14 protein-coding genes and 1 pseudogene are annotated in these 17,036 nt (G+C 57.0%); 3 read left to right on the top strand and 12 right to left on the bottom strand.

Translation table 11 applies throughout. From position 1 onward, the window contains the following. Positions 1-36: 36 nt before the first annotated feature. The 3 genes from dctM to AACY30_RS17575 form a co-directional block, all read right to left on the bottom strand. Complete coding sequence (gene dctM, locus AACY30_RS17585) at positions 37-1,320, bottom strand: C4-dicarboxylate TRAP transporter large permease protein DctM (RefSeq protein ID WP_339468844.1); 1,284 nt, start codon at positions 1,318-1,320, stop codon at positions 37-39. Then, a complete protein-coding gene (locus AACY30_RS17580) occupies positions 1,317-1,949 on the bottom strand; it encodes a TRAP transporter small permease (protein WP_339468842.1) in 633 nt (210 codons plus the stop codon). Before AACY30_RS17580 ends, dctM begins: the two co-directional genes overlap by 4 nt. 65 nt (positions 1,950-2,014) lie before the next feature. Further along, a complete protein-coding gene (locus AACY30_RS17575) occupies positions 2,015-3,010 on the bottom strand; it encodes a TRAP transporter substrate-binding protein (protein ID WP_370467854.1) in 996 nt (331 codons plus the stop codon). A 553-nt stretch (positions 3,011-3,563) separates the two neighbouring features. Between AACY30_RS17575 and AACY30_RS27550 the strand changes: the two are divergent. Continuing rightward, positions 3,564-3,650, top strand: a pseudogene (locus tag AACY30_RS27550) (Crp/Fnr family transcriptional regulator); the annotation flags it as partial. A 136-nt stretch (positions 3,651-3,786) separates the two neighbouring features. Continuing rightward, entirely contained in the window at positions 3,787-5,241 is a 1,455-nt protein-coding gene (locus AACY30_RS17570; RefSeq protein ID WP_339468840.1) for a TrkH family potassium uptake protein, read from the top strand. Between the two features lie 91 nt (positions 5,242-5,332). Here the strand turns inward: AACY30_RS17570 and AACY30_RS17565 are convergent, their stop codons facing one another. The 7 genes from AACY30_RS17565 to AACY30_RS17535 form a co-directional block, all read right to left on the bottom strand. Then, on the bottom strand, positions 5,333-5,629 hold the full coding sequence (locus AACY30_RS17565; protein WP_339540822.1) for a DUF6388 family protein: 297 nt from the start codon (positions 5,627-5,629) through the stop codon (positions 5,333-5,335). 17 nt (positions 5,630-5,646) lie between these two features. Then, complete coding sequence (locus AACY30_RS17560) at positions 5,647-6,855, bottom strand: D-alanyl-D-alanine carboxypeptidase family protein (RefSeq protein ID WP_339540821.1); 1,209 nt, start codon at positions 6,853-6,855, stop codon at positions 5,647-5,649. Between the two features lie 86 nt (positions 6,856-6,941). Continuing rightward, a complete protein-coding gene (locus AACY30_RS17555; RefSeq protein ID WP_339540820.1) occupies positions 6,942-8,357 on the bottom strand; it encodes a sensor histidine kinase in 1,416 nt (471 codons plus the stop codon). Further along, positions 8,335-9,015 carry a response regulator transcription factor gene (locus tag AACY30_RS17550; protein WP_083359030.1) on the bottom strand — a complete coding sequence of 227 codons (681 nt, stop codon included), beginning with the start codon at positions 9,013-9,015 and terminating at the stop codon, positions 8,335-8,337. The genes AACY30_RS17555 and AACY30_RS17550 overlap by 23 nt, the downstream gene beginning before the upstream one ends. Before the next feature lie 214 nt (positions 9,016-9,229). Further along, positions 9,230-9,616 (bottom strand): DUF1850 domain-containing protein, encoded by a 387-nt coding sequence (locus AACY30_RS17545; protein ID WP_339468836.1) that lies wholly within the window; start codon positions 9,614-9,616, stop codon positions 9,230-9,232. Next, positions 9,613-11,640, bottom strand: coding sequence for a TRAP transporter permease (locus AACY30_RS17540; RefSeq protein ID WP_339540819.1), 2,028 nt, complete (start codon positions 11,638-11,640; stop codon positions 9,613-9,615). The genes AACY30_RS17545 and AACY30_RS17540 overlap by 4 nt, the downstream gene beginning before the upstream one ends. Before the next feature lie 75 nt (positions 11,641-11,715). Continuing rightward, complete coding sequence (locus tag AACY30_RS17535) at positions 11,716-12,669, bottom strand: TAXI family TRAP transporter solute-binding subunit (protein ID WP_339468833.1); 954 nt, start codon at positions 12,667-12,669, stop codon at positions 11,716-11,718. Positions 12,670-12,910: 241 nt separating this feature from the next. On the opposite strand from AACY30_RS17535, the gene AACY30_RS17530 reads away from it, so the two are divergent. Next, positions 12,911-14,233, top strand: a complete 1,323-nt coding sequence (locus AACY30_RS17530) for a chloride channel protein (RefSeq protein ID WP_339468831.1) — start codon at positions 12,911-12,913, stop codon at positions 14,231-14,233. A 5-nt stretch (positions 14,234-14,238) separates the two neighbouring features. Here AACY30_RS17530 and AACY30_RS17525 read toward each other — a convergent pair whose 3' ends face one another. Next, the gene (locus AACY30_RS17525; RefSeq protein WP_339468829.1) at positions 14,239-15,516 is read right to left on the bottom strand and encodes a DUF2254 domain-containing protein; all 1,278 of its coding nucleotides are present in this window, start codon (positions 15,514-15,516) and stop codon (positions 14,239-14,241) included. Between the two features lie 107 nt (positions 15,517-15,623). After that, complete coding sequence (locus AACY30_RS17520) at positions 15,624-16,877, bottom strand: cation:proton antiporter (protein WP_339540818.1); 1,254 nt, start codon at positions 16,875-16,877, stop codon at positions 15,624-15,626. Positions 16,878-17,036: the final 159 nt, after the last annotated feature.

Here is a 17,036-nt window from a genome sequence, read left to right as displayed (position 1 = left end):
GCTGCGAGGAGGATGACTGATTGGGGCGGGCGGGCATTAATTCATGCCCAGCCAGTTGGGCAGTGCCAGGGTAATCCAGGGTACATAGGTAATCAGCACCAGGAACAGCAGCAAGAGCACCAGCCAGGGCATGGCTGCCTTGATGGTGGCAGGCACTGACATGCCCGTCACCGCGGACGTCACGAACAAGTTCAGACCGACCGGGGGCGTGATCAAACCGATCTCCAGATTGACCACCATGATGATCCCAAGGTGAATCGGGTCGATACCCAGCTTCATGGCGATCGGGAAAAGGATCGGCGCCAGGATCAGGATAATGGCCGAGGGCTCCATAAAGGCACCTGCCACCAACAAGACGATGTTCACCACCAGCAGGAAGGTCACCGGTGTCAGCCCCGCCTCGATCACCCAGGCCGTGATTTGTTGGGGTAACTGCTCGGTGGTTAATACGTGAGCGAAGAGCATGGCGTTGGCAATGATGAACATCAGCATGATGCTCAGCTTGGCAGCGTCCAGCAGCACTTTAGGTGTCTCGCGAAACGTCAGATCCTTGTAGACGAACAAGGCGATGAACGCCGAATACACGGCCGCCACGGCAGCGGCTTCCGTCGGCGTGAACATCCCGGTGTAAATGCCACCCAGGATGATCAGCATCAACAGCAATCCCCAGACGGCTTTACGCGCAGCACTCAGAAACTCACGCAGGGTTGCGCGTGGCAGGGCCGGCAAGTTTTTCTTAACGGCGACGATGTAGATTGCCACCATCAGCGTTATCCCCAGCAACAGGCCAGGTATGACGCCGGCCATGAACAGCTTGCCAACGGATGTCTCGGTGGCGGCGGCATACACCACCATCACGATTGAGGGCGGTATCAGGATACCCAGTGTGCCCGCGTTACAGACGATTCCCGCGCCGAATGCCTGCGGGTAACCAGAGCGCACCATGCCGGCAATCGCGATCGAACCCACCGCCGCAACCGTTGCGGGGCTGGAGCCGGAGAGGGCTGCAAACAGCATGCAGGCCATTACGGCGGCGATGGCCAACCCCCCACGGATATGGCCGACGCAGGCGTTGGCAAAGTCGATCAGCCGGCGTGCGACGCCGCCGGTGGTCATGAAGGCGCCCGCAAGCAAGAAAAACGGAATCGCCAGCAGGGTGTAGTGCTCTGATGTTTCAAACAACTTTATGGCGAGGGAGCGAACGGAGTCCGGGCTGAAAAATACAAGGGTCAGCGAGCCCGCCAGGCCCAAGGAAATGGCAATGGGCACACCAATGAACATCAATGCGAAGAGTGCCGCGAACAGGAAGGCAATGGTCATGGTTTATTGTCCTCGTGTTCGGTCAGTTTCATCACGTCGGCGGCTTCATCGGCCAGGCCGAGACCGGTTTGGCGGTGCAGCAGGATGCGCACGAAAATTTCAGCGAAACGGATGAATACCAATGCAAAACCCACAGGGACAATCAGCCCTATGTGCCATTGCATGATCCCGAAATGGCCAAGGTCCTCGGCGCCTATTCCCGCCGACATCAAGGTATGAATCCACTCGAAGCTGGCCACGCTGAACAGGCCGGCATAGAGCAGGCAGCAAAGACAGGCCAAGATCCCAATGAGCCGTTGGACGGGTTTACTCGCCAGCTTTACCAGCGCGTCAACGCCAATATGCCCGGCGGTGCGCACGCCATAGGACAGGCCGAAGAAGATCAGCCAGCCGAACAGCGCCTTGGTGAGTGAGGTGCTCCAGGTCATGGCTTGAGCCATGCTCATGACGCCATCGCCGATGGTGAACAATAGGTTGCTGGCGCCTTCCCAGTTATCGGCAAGCCGGTAGAAAAGCGTATAGAGATTGTTGAGAATGACGTAGACGAACGTTACCAATGTCATCGCGGCCAAAAGGAAGACAATGAAGCCTTCCTCAAAGTGTTCCCAGATGCGCCGAAAGGCCTGCATGGATGGCATCTCCCGTATCGTGATGACTGGCAGGTGCTACCACGTCGGCAACACCTGCCTCCCGGTCATTGAGCCTTGTTGGCGGCTTCGGCTGCGGTGATCAGCTCAGGGCCGATATCGGCTTCGAATTTTTTCCAGACGGGTTTCATCGCGACGCGCCATTGTTCGCGTTGTTCAGGTGTCAGGGTAATGATTTCGGTGGTTTTGGCGGCAATGATGCTTTGCTTGGCGTCCTGATTGAGCTGCTCGGCATCTTTGTTAACCTGCGCGGTCACCTGCACAATAATCTTGTCCAGTTCACTGCGAATGTCCGGCGGCAGGCCATTCCAGAACTTGGTGTTGGTGATCAGCATGTAATCGAGCACACCATGGTTGGATTCGGTGATGTATTTCTGCACCTCATGCATTTTCTGGCTGTAGATGTTCGAGTAAGGGTTTTCTGCACCGTTGACCACACCGGTTTGCAAGCCCTGATACACCTCGGCAAAGCTCATTTTGCGCGGGTTGGCGCGCAGGGCCTTGAACTGCTCCTCAAGCACGGCAGAGGCCTGCACCCGAAACTTCAGGCCGCGGGCATCCCCAGGAACACGCAGCGGTTTGTTGGCCGACAACTGCTTCATCCCATTGTGCCAATAGGCCAGGCCGGTGATGTTTTTACTCTCCATGGACTTAAGCAGCCCCTGGCCCTGCGGGCTCATCTGGAAGCGGTCAACCGCAGCGATGTCATCAAACAGAAAGGGCAGGTCATACAGTTGCAGGGTCTTTGTGTACTGTTCGAACTTGGCCAGTGACGGCGCAATTAACTGCACATCCCCCAACAACAGGGCTTCCATCTCTTTGCCGTCACCAAACAACGATGAGTTGGAATACACCTCGACCTTGACCTTGCCGGGTAAGCGTTCCTCTACCAGTTTCTTGAACAGCAGTGCGCCTTGGCCTTTGGGCGTATGGTCGGCGACGACGTGTGAGAACTTGATGATGATTGGATCAGCTGCCATGACTGCACTCATGCTCCCTAGAGCAACCGTGCAGGCGAGTGCCTTGCAGATGGATTTGAACATTTTGGGGGATTCCTCTTATTTTAGTTTTTGTGCGGCCTGTGCTCTGACGCGCATTTGGTTATACGGCTAAGCGTCCAGTCTAGGCAAAAAAACATCACTGGGTGCAGGCGCGTCAGCGTGACAATGGAAAGCGCCACTGCGTAGTTTTCGCACCTTTTGCCCCTGCGCGACATCTGCGGCTTTAGAACGGGCCAGACTCTGGGGGCGCACGGGCCTCCTGGTATCCGCCCAGTCATACCGCCCATGCTTGTCTGTAGGCAGTTTCCGAGGCTACTCAAGCGCCTCTCAGGCCGCTAACGTGGGGGTATGCCGTATTGGCGTAGAGCGCACGCTCAGGTCGGCGTTGCCTGGCCGCTGAACTCGCGTGCTCCGCACCGTGTCAAGGGTGCCGAAAAAAAGGTTACTGAATATGTCGGAGACGCCAACCCCCCAGCAGAACCGTTTACTCGCCTTACTCCCTGGCGATGTTCGCCATGGTCTGTTTCCTGAGCTCGAGTGGGTATCAGTTCCCGTTGGCAGGGTTTTATATAACCTCGGGGAGGTGCTGCGTTGAATCGGCCAGCAGCGGTGTCGTTGGTTATTACTGCCGTTGGATCGCCTACCCGATCACGCATTGGTGATGACCCAAGAACGCATTGCCAAAACCGCGCAGTCTTTGGAATAGGCTAAGGTTGACGAAGCGACCCGTCGGCCCTAAAAAATTTACGAGAAATTTACGGGTGGAGACGTTTTGGCGCCGCGATACTGCGCGGCGCTAATTTGCCAGGTTATTGTTTATGTCCCACGCGGCAATACGACTCATCGGCTTTGTCTTAGGTCTGTTTCTGATTACGTTGGCCATCAGCATGGCCATCCCCATGATCACCTTGGTGGTCTATGAGCGCAGCGACGATCTGTCCGCCTTTCTTTGGTCCAGCTTGATTACGTTCATCTGCGGCCTGTTGCTGGTCATGCGAGGGCGCCCAGAGACCGCTCAACTTCGCCCAAGGGACATGTACCTACTGACGACCGGCAGTTGGGTGGTGGTGTGTATCTTCGCGGCGTTGCCAATGGTGTTTATCAGTCACATCAGTTACACCGACGCTTTTTTTGAAACGATGTCTGGCATTACAACCACCGGCTCAACGGTGTTGAGTGGTTTGGACACCGCCTCGCCGGGGCTGTTGATCTGGCGATCGATGCTTCACTGGCTGGGTGGGATCGGTTTTATCGGCATGGCCGTGGCGATTCTTCCGCTGCTGCGAGTAGGGGGCATGCGGCTGTTCCAGACAGAGTCTTCAGACTGGTCGGAAAAAGTGACGCCGCGCTCCCATGTGGCAGCCAAATACATTCTTTTTCTGTATCTGGGACTCACGGGGGGCGGAACGCTCGCGCTCTGGATTGCCGGGATGACGCCATTTGACGCCGTCAATCACGCCATGTCGTTGATCTCTACCGGTGGTTTCTCGACGTCGGACGCCTCGCTTGGGCATTGGACACAGCCTGCTATTCACTGGGTGGCAGTTGCCATCATGATTCTGGGTAGCCTGCCTTTTACGTTATACGTCGCGACATTGCGCGGCCATCGGCGCGCGCTGCTGAAGGATGACCAGGTTCGTGGATTTATTGGGTTCTTGGTCTTCGCGTGGCTGGCGGTAGGTACTTGGCTTTGTCTTCACAGCGATTACGGATGGTGGGATGCATTTCGTATCGTGGCGGTGAATGTGACATCGGTTGTCACCACCACCGGCGTCGCTGTCGGCGATTACACCGTGTGGGGCAGTTTCTCCGTGTTGCTTTTTTTCTATTTGACCTTTGTGGGGGGCTGCTCAGGTTCCACAGCGGGTGGTCTTAAAATCTTCCGTTTTCAAGTGGCGGCAACTTTACTGGTGAGCAGTTTGAAGCAACTGATCCATCCACGCGCCGTGATTCAGAAAAAGTACAATGGCCACCCCATCGACGAAGAGATCTTACGTTCGCTTTTGACGTTCTCATTCTTTTTCACCATCACGATTGCTCTGATTGCCTTGGGCCTGAGCCTGATTGGGCTGGATTGGACAACGGCGTTGAGCGGTGCCGCTACGGCGGTGTGTAACGTCGGGCCTGGGCTTGGCACAATCATTGGGCCGGCCGGTAATTTCTCATCACTGCCGGATGCCGCCAAATGGCTACTGACCCTAGGCATGCTACTTGGACGGCTGGAAATCCTGACAGTGTTAGTGCTCGTCACGCCGGTATTCTGGAGATATTGAGTGTTCACTGTTGAGAGGCTTTAGCCAGGATAGACGGTCAGCACTCAGGGCCGTCGCGACGCGAAGCGCCGATGCATGTGCGGCCCAAAGGCTACTCGGTGATCCCATTCAGCGTGCAGTAATCCTTCCATGGCATCTCAACCATTTCTGACACTTCCCGATGAAACGCCAGGGTCAGGCGTTTCAGCTCTTGGGGAGGCTGCGAAATCATTGTCAGCGTCAGCTCCCACACTTCTACCCCAAGCCTTGCGGCCTCTTGCTCAAAGGCCGATTCGATACACAGTTTCCTTTCAGCCTGACTCAGTCCCTGTACAGCGTCATTGAGGGATGAATCGCCTTCGAAGAATTTTGATAGCGCGAGTTCTTTGCGTAGATCATCGGAGTTCATGACCTTCTCCTCACTATTCACGTTACCTGGGCCTCATCGAACCAGCTGCGGACCGTCTGGGTAAAAAACAAATGCACGGTATCCCACCAGCGTTGCCACCAATGACCTTGCTCTGCGTCCACAAGGACCACCAATGACCGACTCCCCAGCTTATGCTCGGCGTCGAACAGGTCGAGCCTTCCGACGACCGTGCCTGCCGTGATAGGGGCTTCGATGGGGCCATCAAACGCCAGGCGCATCTCGACGTCTCGGTTTTTATTCTTGGGCAGCGTGAGGGTCATGTCTTTAAGCAAACCCACATTCACGTAGGGTTGTATGCCTTTCCAGAGCGCGACCTGCGAGAGTACTTCGCCACCTTTCTTATAGGTTTGGGTGTCGTAGAAGCGAAAGCCATACCCCATCAGCTTTTCCGTTTCTGCCGTGCGCTTGTGGGCGCTACTGGCGCCCAGGACTGCGCTGATCAAACGTTGCCCATCGCGCTGTGAGGAGGCGACCAAGCAGTAGCCCGCTGCCTCTGTGTGCCCGGTCTTCAAGCCGTCGTAGGTGGAATTACGCCACAAAAGCGTATTGCGGTTGGATTGCTGAATGCCGTTCCAGGTGAAGGTTTTCTTGGCGTAAAGAGGGTAGTAGGTGGTCCCTTCGTTGATGACTTTTCGAGCCAGGGTTGCCATGTCACGTGCGGAAGAATAGTGCTCCGGGTCCGGTAGGCCGGTGGCGTTCATAAAGTGGGTGTTGAGCATTCCCAGTGTTGAAGCGGTTGAGTTCATCATTCCGACAAACCCGGCTTCGCTTCCAGCGATATGTTCGGCCAGCGCAACGCTCGCGTCATTGCCTGAGTCGATGATCACGCCGTTTAGCAAATCGTGAACCGAAGCAGAGCTGCCGGGCTTGAGAAACATCCGTGATCCACCTGTTCGCCAGGCATTTTCGCTCACGACGACCTCATCATCTGCGCTGATCAGGCCGGCCTTAATCTCATGCGTCGTGATGTACGCAGTCATTAACTTGGTCAGGCTGGCCGGTGGTAGGCGTGCATCACTGTTGTGGCTGGTAATGACCCTGTTCGTTTCCGCGTCGATGAGTATCCAGGCTTCGGCGCCCAGCTTCGGCGCAGCGGGGATCATTGTCCCCAGGGTTGCGTTGGCAGCCAGAGCGGCATTCGCCCAAAGAAGCGGTGGTGTTACACAGAGCACGGTTAACACACGCAGCAACAACAGATATTTCACAAGCAAAAGGCCTTGGGTCAGCAATATGTGCTGCCAAACTAGGCCTGGGCGCAGAGGCGCTCAAATTAACCAGTATTAAGTTAAATTTAATGTTGAGGTACAAATCGATCCGTGGCTTGACCGCTGAACATCGGGCAGTGAATCAATACGCGTGTTCCCCTGCCTGAGGCACCAGGGTGGATATCCAGTGTGTATCCGTGCAATTTCACGATGGCGGCGACTAATGACAGGCCTAAGCCGTGGCCTGGGTTTATCTGGCTTCCCTCGCCGCGATAGAGCCGGCGAATGACATGCGTACGGTCCGCTTCAGGGATGCCGGTACCATCGTCCACGACTTGAATAATGACAGCTGAGTCCTTGATGCTCCCCCGCAATTCGATATGGCCGCCCTCCGGGGTAAATTTAATGGCGTTATCGAGCAGATTGACCAGCGCTTCGAACAGTAACGAAGAGTCGCCATACACCTGGGCGCAATCGCTGGGAATGTCCAGCGAAAGCGTTTGGGCGCGGTCAAGTGCCATCGGCTCGTAAAACTCATGCGCCTGTTTCAACAACGTCATGATCGGGAAGGGCGCAAAGGCAGAACGGCGACGAATATCCTCAAGCTCAGCGACCCGCAGCAGTCCTTGAAAGCGCACCATGATCGACTCGCTCTCCTCAAACGCCTGGTTCAAGGTCTGCTTATGTTCACGGGCCAGCGGCAATTTCTGGAGCTGATAGAGCCGTGCGCGTAAGCGTGTCAAGGGCGTGCGCAAATCATGGGCAATACCGTCGCAGACGCTTTTCACCTCGTGCATCAACTGCTCAATGTGATCGAGCATCGTGTTGACAGCGTTGGCCAGCATATCCAGTTCATCGCGGCGTGTTGACAACGGCAAACGCTCAGCCAGGTTGCCCGAAACGATACTTTCGGTACACAGCTGCAGGCGTTTGACACGGCGCAATGGGCGACGTCGCAGTAAGCGCCAGCCAATCAAACCGGGGATAAGGGTTAATGACAACCCCCACATCAGGGCCTGCTCAATAATGCCACCCACGGCGGAAATCGACCCGCCGTCACGTGCCAAAATCAGGATATGCCCGTCGGCGCGCCGTGCCAGCAAGGCATAGCTGCTTCGGGTTTCTGTGTTGGGTAACGCAATGCTCAAGCCGCGCTCAAGGTAATGAACCTGGCCATCGTCGGGCAGGTTGGAGCGCAGCTTCAGCAGGTCGCCGGCGACATGGGTGCCATCGGGTGCAAATAACCCGTAGGCGTCGATCCCGGGGGTCGAGTAAGCCTCACTCGCCGCCAACTCAGCAAGCAGGTTCGAGTCGTCGACCTTTTGATAGTAGTGGGCGCGTTGCAACAACGTACGCTCGGCAACCGTGCCCAGATAGTGGGAGATTTCCCAGTACAGCACACCGGTAAAGAGTGCTCCCCAGGCCACGAAGAACACCGCGTAAAACCCGATCAATCGACTACCGGACGAGCGCCATTCCTCATTTTTTGGTGGCGAGGACATAGCCGGCACCGCGTATTGTATGGATCACAGGTGAGTCTTTGTCGCTTTCCAGCTTTTTACGCAGCCGACCGATGTGCACATCAATGATGTTTGTCCCGGGGTCGAAGTGATAGCCCCAGACGCCTTCAAACAGCATGGTGCGAGTGACCAGTTGGCCGGCACTGCGCATCAGGAAGTTGAGCAGTTTGAACTCGGTGGGCAGCAATTGGATGTCTTCGTCATTGCGCGTCAGCTTGTGCTCCACCAAGTCCAGTCGCAGGTTGCCGCAACTGAGGTGTGGGTTGCTGGGGTCTGCGGCGGTGCGTCTGAGCAATGCGTCAAGGCGCGCGACCATCTCGACGGCCGAAAAGGGCTTGGTCAGGTAGTCATCGCCGCCCGCACGAAGTCCCAGAACGCGCTCATCCACGTCCGAAAGAGCGCTGATCATCAGGACCGGCGTCTGAATCCCAAGACTGCGCAAGGTGCTGACAATCGTCAGCCCGTCAAAGTCCGGCAGCATGCGATCCAGCGTGATGGCGTCGTAGCCGCCTGCAATCGCCAGGGCCAGCCCGTCGCGCCCGGTGGCCGCCCACTTTGAGCTGAAGCCGTGGCGCTGGAGTTCGGCGACGATGATTTCCGCCGTTACTTGGTCGTCCTCTATGACCAACGCATTACTCATGATGTCCTCCCTTTGAACCTGTTTTTCGGTGTTCCCGACTCAATGCCGACACCCAGTGCCAGCGAACCCTATTGATCTAAGGCGCGTGCGAACACTAACTATTTCTTAACCCACCTTAACCTTCCCACCTCGCCTGCATGGATATATTCCTGATAACACCCTAACGTGCTGGCTGAGATGAGCGGAAATGAGGGTGAACGTGGTCATCCGGCCATCAGTCGGTTTTGCACGTCCACAGTTGAATGAACGGATGGCGAGTGGTTGGCGCGCCCACCCAATGACTCAGGGCGGAACACTGGCCATCAACACACAGCTGGTAATCGCCAGCCTCCGGTGTTCGCCCCAGGCGCAAGGGTTGCAAGGGCGGCAATAGGCGCCGGTAGTGCCAACTGCCATTTTCCAGTCGCGCGTCGTCTGGAACCTCCATCCCTGCGCCGTTACCGCGTACACGTGCTTCTTCCAGCACTAGCCCTTGCTCGGTCACGCGGTAGTCTTCCTCCCAGCGGATCTTTTCAATGGTGTGATCCCAGGCCAGCGTGAAGTGGGAAATCGACAGCTGGGCCCACACCACACCCGTCAGGCCCAGGCACACGCCGATCATGGGAGGGCTGGCTCGGCACGACGGGACCGCCAGATATGCTGGAATATCACCACGATCCCCAGCGCGAAGCCCAATTCATCGGTCAGCGGTAACGCCACCACCAGCAAGGCCCCAGCAACCACACACAGCAATCGCTCCCATAAGGGCATTTTGCGCTGCAAATACCCGGTGGACGCCATTCCCCAGAGCCCGACCGCCAGCAGGGTCTTGATCAGCATGTACGCGGTCATCCACAAATTACCACCTTGCAGCATCAACGCCGGGTTGTAGACCGCCATAAACGGTATGACAAACCCCGCCAGGGCAATTCGCACCGCCCACAGGCTGATCTTGAACCCGGTCTCTTTAGCGATGGGTGCCGCGGCAAAGCAGGCGAGGGCGACGGGGGGCGTCAGGTCGGCGAGGATGCCGAAATAAAATACGAACATGTGCGACACAATCAACGGCACGCCCAATTCCAAGAGGGCAGGCGCTGCGATCGAGCTGGTGATGATGTAGTTGGGAATGGTGGGAATCCCCATGCCCAGCACCAGGCACGTGATCATCGTCAGGATCAGCGAAAGCAGTAGGTTATCTCGGCCGATCGCCAAGATATACCCCGCAAACGTCGAAGCGACGCCCGTCAGTGAAACCACGCCGATAATGATGCCCACCAAGGCACACGCGATGCCAACCGGTACAGCATGGCGTGCACCTTCTACCAGCGCGTGCAGGCAAATGGTCAAGGTCTCGTGCCCGCCCTTGATGAACCCACAGACCGCCACCAGCACTGCAATCACGGCAAAGATCACGCCGATTCCCAGTTGGAAAAAACCGGTACATAGGATGCCCAGCGCTATCCAGAAGGCGCAGCGCAAGCCAAAGCTTTGTACTCTCAGGATGATCGCCGAGCCGAGAATCACGATGGCCGTGAGTGCCAGTCCGACCATGCCGGAAAACAACGGCGTACGCCCTGAAAACAGTAAGTAGACCAATACCAGCAGTGGGATCAGCAGGTACCAGTTCTCCTTCACAGCGTTCAACGCACTGGGGCATTGATCCTTGGGCAACCCCTTGAGGTTGGAGCGCTTGGCTTCCAGGTGGACCATCCAGAAGACCGAACCGAAATACAGGATGGCAGGGATCAATGCCGCTTTGGCGATCTCCACAAACGGTACGTTGATGGTTTCGGCCATGATGAAGGCGACGGCGCCCATGACCGGCGGCATCAGTTGACTGCCCATGCTGGCGGTCGCTTCCACCCCGCCGGCAAAGGCAGCCCGGTAACCAAAGCGCTTCATCAGCGGGATGGTGAATTGCCCTGTGGTCACCACGTTGGCGATCCCCGAGCCGGTAATAGTGCCCATCAGCGCCGATGAGGCCACGGCGACTTTGGCCGGCCCACCCAGTCTGTGGCCGAACAGGCCCATCGCAAAGTCGGTGAACAGTTTGATCATGCCTGCCTGTTCGAGGAATGCGCCGAACAGGATAAATAGGAAGATGTAGGTCGCCGAAACATAGGTGGGCGTGCCGTACAGCCCTTCGGTGCCAAAAGACAGTTGGTTGATGATTTGGTCGAAGCCATAACCTCGATGGGCCAGTTCACCCGGTAGATACTCGCCAAACAAACCATACGCCAGGAACAACCCGCATATGATCGGCAGGGCAATGCCCATCACCCGTCGCGCGGCTTCGAACACCAGCACCACCAGCACAATGCCGATCACCGTGTCCGCGGTTGTCAGGTCCCCAGAGCGCTGGATCAGGTCAGCCTCGTACCGCCATTGATAAAAGGCGGTGGCAATGGCTGCCAGGCTGAGAACCCAGGCCAATGGTTGCCAGGGGCGCTTGTTGCCATAGGCCGGATAGCTCAGGTAGACCACCCACAATAAGAAGCCGACGTGTATGGCGCGCAGTACCTGGCTTGAAAAGGGTGAAAACGCTGCCGTGACGATCTGAAAGATCGAAAATAACAACGCGACGTAAAACAGCGTTTTTGGCCAGTCTCGCGGGTTCGCAGAGATGCCGTGATGATCTTCACTCATTAGCTGCCTGCCTCACTGCATGGAAAAAGGGCGGACCGTTGGCGCAGCGATCGGGTGCCGCTGCGCCGTGCGTCGCTAGAGCGCGCCTTTTTCGGTGTAGTAGCGTTCGGCACCCGGATGCAGCGCAATCGGCAGGTTCTTGGTGGCGTTTTCCAGGGTGATGTCCTTGGCAGCCGAATGAGCGTTACCGAGGCGGGGGAGGTTTTCGAACAATAATTTTGTCATCTGGTAGGCCAGCTCATCGGGTACATCCGAGCGGGTCACCAGAATGTTGGTGATCGCAACCGTCGGCACCGCGTCAGGTTGGCCGTCATAGGTGTTGGCCGGAATCACCGCGCTGTGATAGGCCGCGTTGCCGATGTTCGCCACCACTTCAGGGGGGATCGCCACATAGTTCAGCGGCATCACCGATGACAAGTCGCGGATGGCGGCCATGCCCAGTCCGGAAGACTGCAGCGTGGCATCCAGTTGCCGGTTCTTGATGAGCTCAACTGACTCGGCAAACGGCAGGTATTGCACCTTGCCCATGTCTGCGTAGGTCAGGCCCGCTGCCTTGAAAATCGCCCGTGCGTTCAACTCGGTACCCGATTTCGGCGCTCCGACTGAGAGGGTCTTGCCTTTAAGGTCCGCCAGCGTCTTGATCCCCGACTCTTTGCTGGCCACGATTTGAATGTAGTTGGGGTACGCGCCGGCAATGGCGCGTAACTTGGTCAGTGGTGTATTGAAGCCTGCCTCCTCGACGCCGTTCTTGGCATCCGCCACCGAGTCACCCAGCGCCAGTGCCAACTCGCCTCGACCCGATTGCAGCAGGTTCAGGTTCTCCACGGAGGCCTTGGTGGCCTGAACCGAAGTCTTTACGCCGGGGATGCCTTCATTGTAGATCTGGGAGAGGCCGACCCCGATCGGGTAATACACCCCGCTGGTGCCGCCTGTCAGGATGTTAATGAATACCGGGGCTGCCTGTGTCGCGGTGGTGAGTGTCAGGGTTGCGGCGGCTGCCAGCAGGATGAAGCGGTTCTTTACTCGCATGGGAATCTCTCCGGCTTGTCTTGTTTTTATTCAGAGCGACTCAACTGTAGTTGATTGATCACCGCAGTGGCGAGCAGACAGTCATACTATGTATCAGAATGGCTGGATGAGGGGGCCGAGCGAGCGGTTAGACGCGAGCCGGGGTTGTAGTGATCGGGTCACTGCCGGTTGGACCTGACCGTTTAACCCGTTAATCTGGTTATTACATTTTATTGAATCTCAACAACGGGAATCCGCTCGGGTGATCAAACCGATATTGCTGATACGTCGTCGTTTTGCCTCTATCCGATGGCGTACTCGAGTGACGCTCTGGGCTGCTGCTACCCTCGCAGGGTTGCTGGTTGTGATGTTCGCCCGGCTGGCTGACCTTGCGCTGATGCAGTTCGCCCAACAGGCCGCCGCCCGGCCGTGGCTGCCGTTTATCTACACGCCGCTGATCGGCATGTTTGTGGTGTGGATGACCTCGCGTTTTTTTACAGGCGCCCAAGGCAGCGGTATTCCCCAGGTGATCGCGGCCACACGGTTGGCCCACCAAGGCAAGCCTGTGAATACGTTGGTGTCATTGCGTCTGGCCTTCGCCAAGATAGGCCTCGGTACCCTGGCCCTGACCGGTGGCTTTTCAGCGGGGCGTGAAGGGCCTTCGGTGCAAGTCGCCGCTTCAATCATGCATTTCTTTCATCGTTACCTGCCCAACGCACGCATCATTCGCCCTGAAGACCTCATCCTGGCCGGTGGCGCAGCGGGTATTGCCGCCGCCTTCAATACGCCCCTGGCCGGTGTGGCCTTTGCGGTAGAGGAGCTGGGGCGCAAGTTGGAAACCCGCACCAGCGGAGTGTTGCTCAGCACGATCATCTTGTCGGGGATGGTCGCGATTGCCTTGCAGGGCAACTACAACTATTTCGGGCACTTCGACGTACAAGAGGCCAATCTCGATATCGTTCTTCCGATACTGACGATTGGTATTGGCTGTGGCCTTATGGGGGGATTGTTCAGTCGGATGCTCCTGTGGCCACAGCGCTATCGCCGTTTTGTCGTCTGGGAATGGCGCCGCCTGCATCCAGTCTGGTTCGCCGGTGGCTGCGGCATGATCGTGGCGATTCTCGGTTGGCTCAGCGGTGGCATGTCCTTTGGCAGCGGTTACGGGATCACCTCCCAGATCATCGTGTCCGATGTCGGTTTGCCGTGGCACGCGCCGATTACGCGTTTTCTTGCGACCGTCGTGACTTATTTTTCCGGTATACCGGGCGGTATTTTTGCCCCTTCTTTGGCGGTAGGCGCTGCTGTGGGGGCCAATGTCGCTGAATACTTCGCCCTGGCGGCACAGCCCATCATTGCACTGTGCATGGTGGGGTTTCTGGCAGCAGTCACGCAATCGCCGATCACCTCTGCAATCATCGTGATGGAGATGATCGACAGCCATGGCATGGTCATCAGTCTGATGGCTGTTGCGCTGATTGCCAAAGCAGTCAGTGCCAGGATGGGCCCCGAGCTCTATCAGCAGTTGGCGCGTGGCTTTCTGCAATCGGACGGCAGTGGCGCCGCCGCGAAAAAAATTAACACGTAGAGTGGTCAGTGCAGCAGCGGTCGCGCCGCTGCGCTGAGCGTGTGCCGGTCCTCTTCGAGTACAAGCGCAGTGTTCGCGTGCTTGAGCAGCCGTTCTGCGTGCCGGGTACAGGCACCCCTGAACATCGCCGGGTTTATCTGTGCCAGGCTTACAAGGGTCTTCATCATGCGTAGGTCGACTTCCAACAGGCCCGCGCCATCTCTGGCAATCGGTGCGAAGAAGTCATCGAATAGGTCATCCACGGTCAAACCGCGCAGGTAAACGTGCTGGCAGTCAGCGTCGATTTTCGCGGCGGGTTCTTTAGGTTTACCCCAACATGTCAGGCTTCTGACACCGCGCCCAATGACGTCAATGGCGGTGCCGGGGTCATTGACGGCCGGCGACAATGCGCGGGAGGCGATCTCCGACAACACTGACAAGCCGAACCGGGGGTCGTGTTCGAACGTTCGACGCACGCCGATAGCCAGGGTAGCGATGATTTTTTCGTTGCTCGACGCCAGTTCTTCCCCGCGTGCCTTGTTCAAGCTGACGGTTCTTGCGAGCGGCATGCCGACATGCACAAAGCTTCCCGGCAGGACGTCCATAAATATCTGTATCTCGTCTGCTTTGGCGATCGCGCCTAACGCCTGAACGTCAATGTGCTGAACGTACCCCGTGTGGAGGCTTGTGATGATCAGCGCAGAACGGGGGATCACTGACTCGCAAGGGTAGGCGGCTGCCCCCAAATGCGGCCATTGGACTCGATTGTTAATGGCATCTATGGTTGCCTGCTCGACACGGTCAATGGTTTCTCCCACCCGGCCAAGCTTGGACAAATGATCGATCCAGCGCAAAAGGGTGTAGACAATCAGAATGACCACGGCGATGGTCACCGCGAATAGCAAAACCCTCCCTTGTGTACCGTAGGCGCCGGTACTCAGCGCAATGATCCCAACCAGGCTGAACAGGAATGAGCCGATAAAGGTGGCCAGGGCATTTTGTGTCGTGGTGTCTTCCATCACCAGTGTAGTGGCGCGGGGCGTCACGCCGCTGCTCGCTGCAGCGTAAGCGCTGACCATGGTACTTAACGAAAAGGTCGTCACCGCGAGCATACTTGAGGCAATGATGCCCAATATCTTATCGACGGCGTCGGCACCGATGCGGGCGGGCAACGACTCGGGAATGTAGTCCTTGAAGACAACGGCGAGTAACGCGGTCGCAATACCCAGCAAGGAAAACAGACTCGCCCTGAACCACAGCCGTTTGGTCAATTGGTGTAGCACCCAGCGCCAGCGTGCGAGCATTTTTTATCCCTTCTGCCAATAACACGATGGAACCCACCGCAAGGATTCAGGGAAACGAAGGCGGTGAGTTGATTATCCTTAATAGAGTCTTTTGCCGGGCCAAGGGTTCATCCAGCGTCTTTGGTTGCTGCACAAGGAATGACTCGCTTGACCAATTTACCGATCGACATGCCTTGGATCAGGATAGAAAAAACGACCACCAGGTACGTCAGGGAAACCACGATATCGCGAGCTGCGCCTGGGGGCAGCGACAACGCCAATGCCACCGATATCCCGCCACGCAGGCCGCCCCAGGTCATCACACTCCAGGCACCTTCCGGTAGGCGGAAGCGTTTACCCAATACCGCAATGGGAACCCCTACAGTCAACAATCGTGATAACAACGTCAGCAATATGACCAGCAGGCCCGTGGTGAGCAATGGGTTGGAGAACTGGATCAGAACGACTTCCAAGCCGATCAATACAAACAGCACTGCGTTGAGTATTTCATCGATCAGTTCCCAGAACATGTCCAGGTTTTTTTCAGTCTGCTCGGACATGGCATGGGAGCGTCCTTGGTTACCCACAATCAGTCCCATCACCACCATCGCCAATGGGCCCGAAACATGGAACTGAGTGGCGACTGCATAGGCGCCGAGAACCGCGGCCAGGGTGATGAGCACCTCCTCCTGATAGCTATCGATACTCTTGAGCATTCTGTAAGTGATATAGCCCACGCAGGCGCCTAACAGGGCACCGCCCCCGGCTTCCTTCAGTAACAGCTGCGATGCGCCGATAATCGACGGAGCCTCCCCGCTGGCAATCATTGCGACGATCAGCGAAAACAGCACGACACTCACACCGTCGTTGAACAGTGACTCACCGGAAATGACCAGCTCCACGCTATTTGGCGCGCCGGCAGATTTCAGAATACCCATCACGGCGATGGGGTCGGTGGGGGAGATCAGCGCGCCAAACACCAGGCAATAAGATAACGGTAGCTGCAGTTCGGTAAGGGACAACAGCGCCCAGAGCCCAAAGCCGATGAACAATGTCGAGAGCGTTGTCCCTACCACGGCCAAGGATGCAACCTGCCATTTGTAGGCCCGCAGCTCCGACAGGTCCACATGCAACGCGCCAGCAAAGAGCAGCAATGACAACATGCCTTGCATCAGCAGTTCGGAAAAGTCGATGGACTCCACCAGCGATTGCTCAAGGGTATGCAAGGCATGAAAGCCCAGCGCATCGGATGCCATATTCAACAGTGACAGGCCCAAGGCAATGCCCATTACACCGATGGCGGATGGCAGGCCGACGTAGCGCCGATTGAGATAGGCGAGTACTGCTGTGATGCAAAGGAAGATCGCAATAATGTTCAGCATTGACCCGCTCCAAAAACACAGGATGAGGAAAGCACCCTAGGCAATGCAGATCGCAAATACCTCTGAGCGTTCAGAAATAACCGCCGCCTGCGCTGTGCATTCAGTGATGCCGCGCCTGCCGGGAGTGTAAATATGACGGCCAGCCGTTACGCAGCAGTT

It is taken from the genome of Pseudomonas sp. RA_5y_Pfl1_P24, assembly GCF_963970945.1.
In the GTDB taxonomy this organism is placed as follows: Bacteria; Pseudomonadota; Gammaproteobacteria; order Pseudomonadales; family Pseudomonadaceae; genus Aquipseudomonas; species Aquipseudomonas tritici.
Note: the sequence above shows the minus strand (reverse complement) of the source record. Positions and strands in the feature narration are given on the sequence as shown.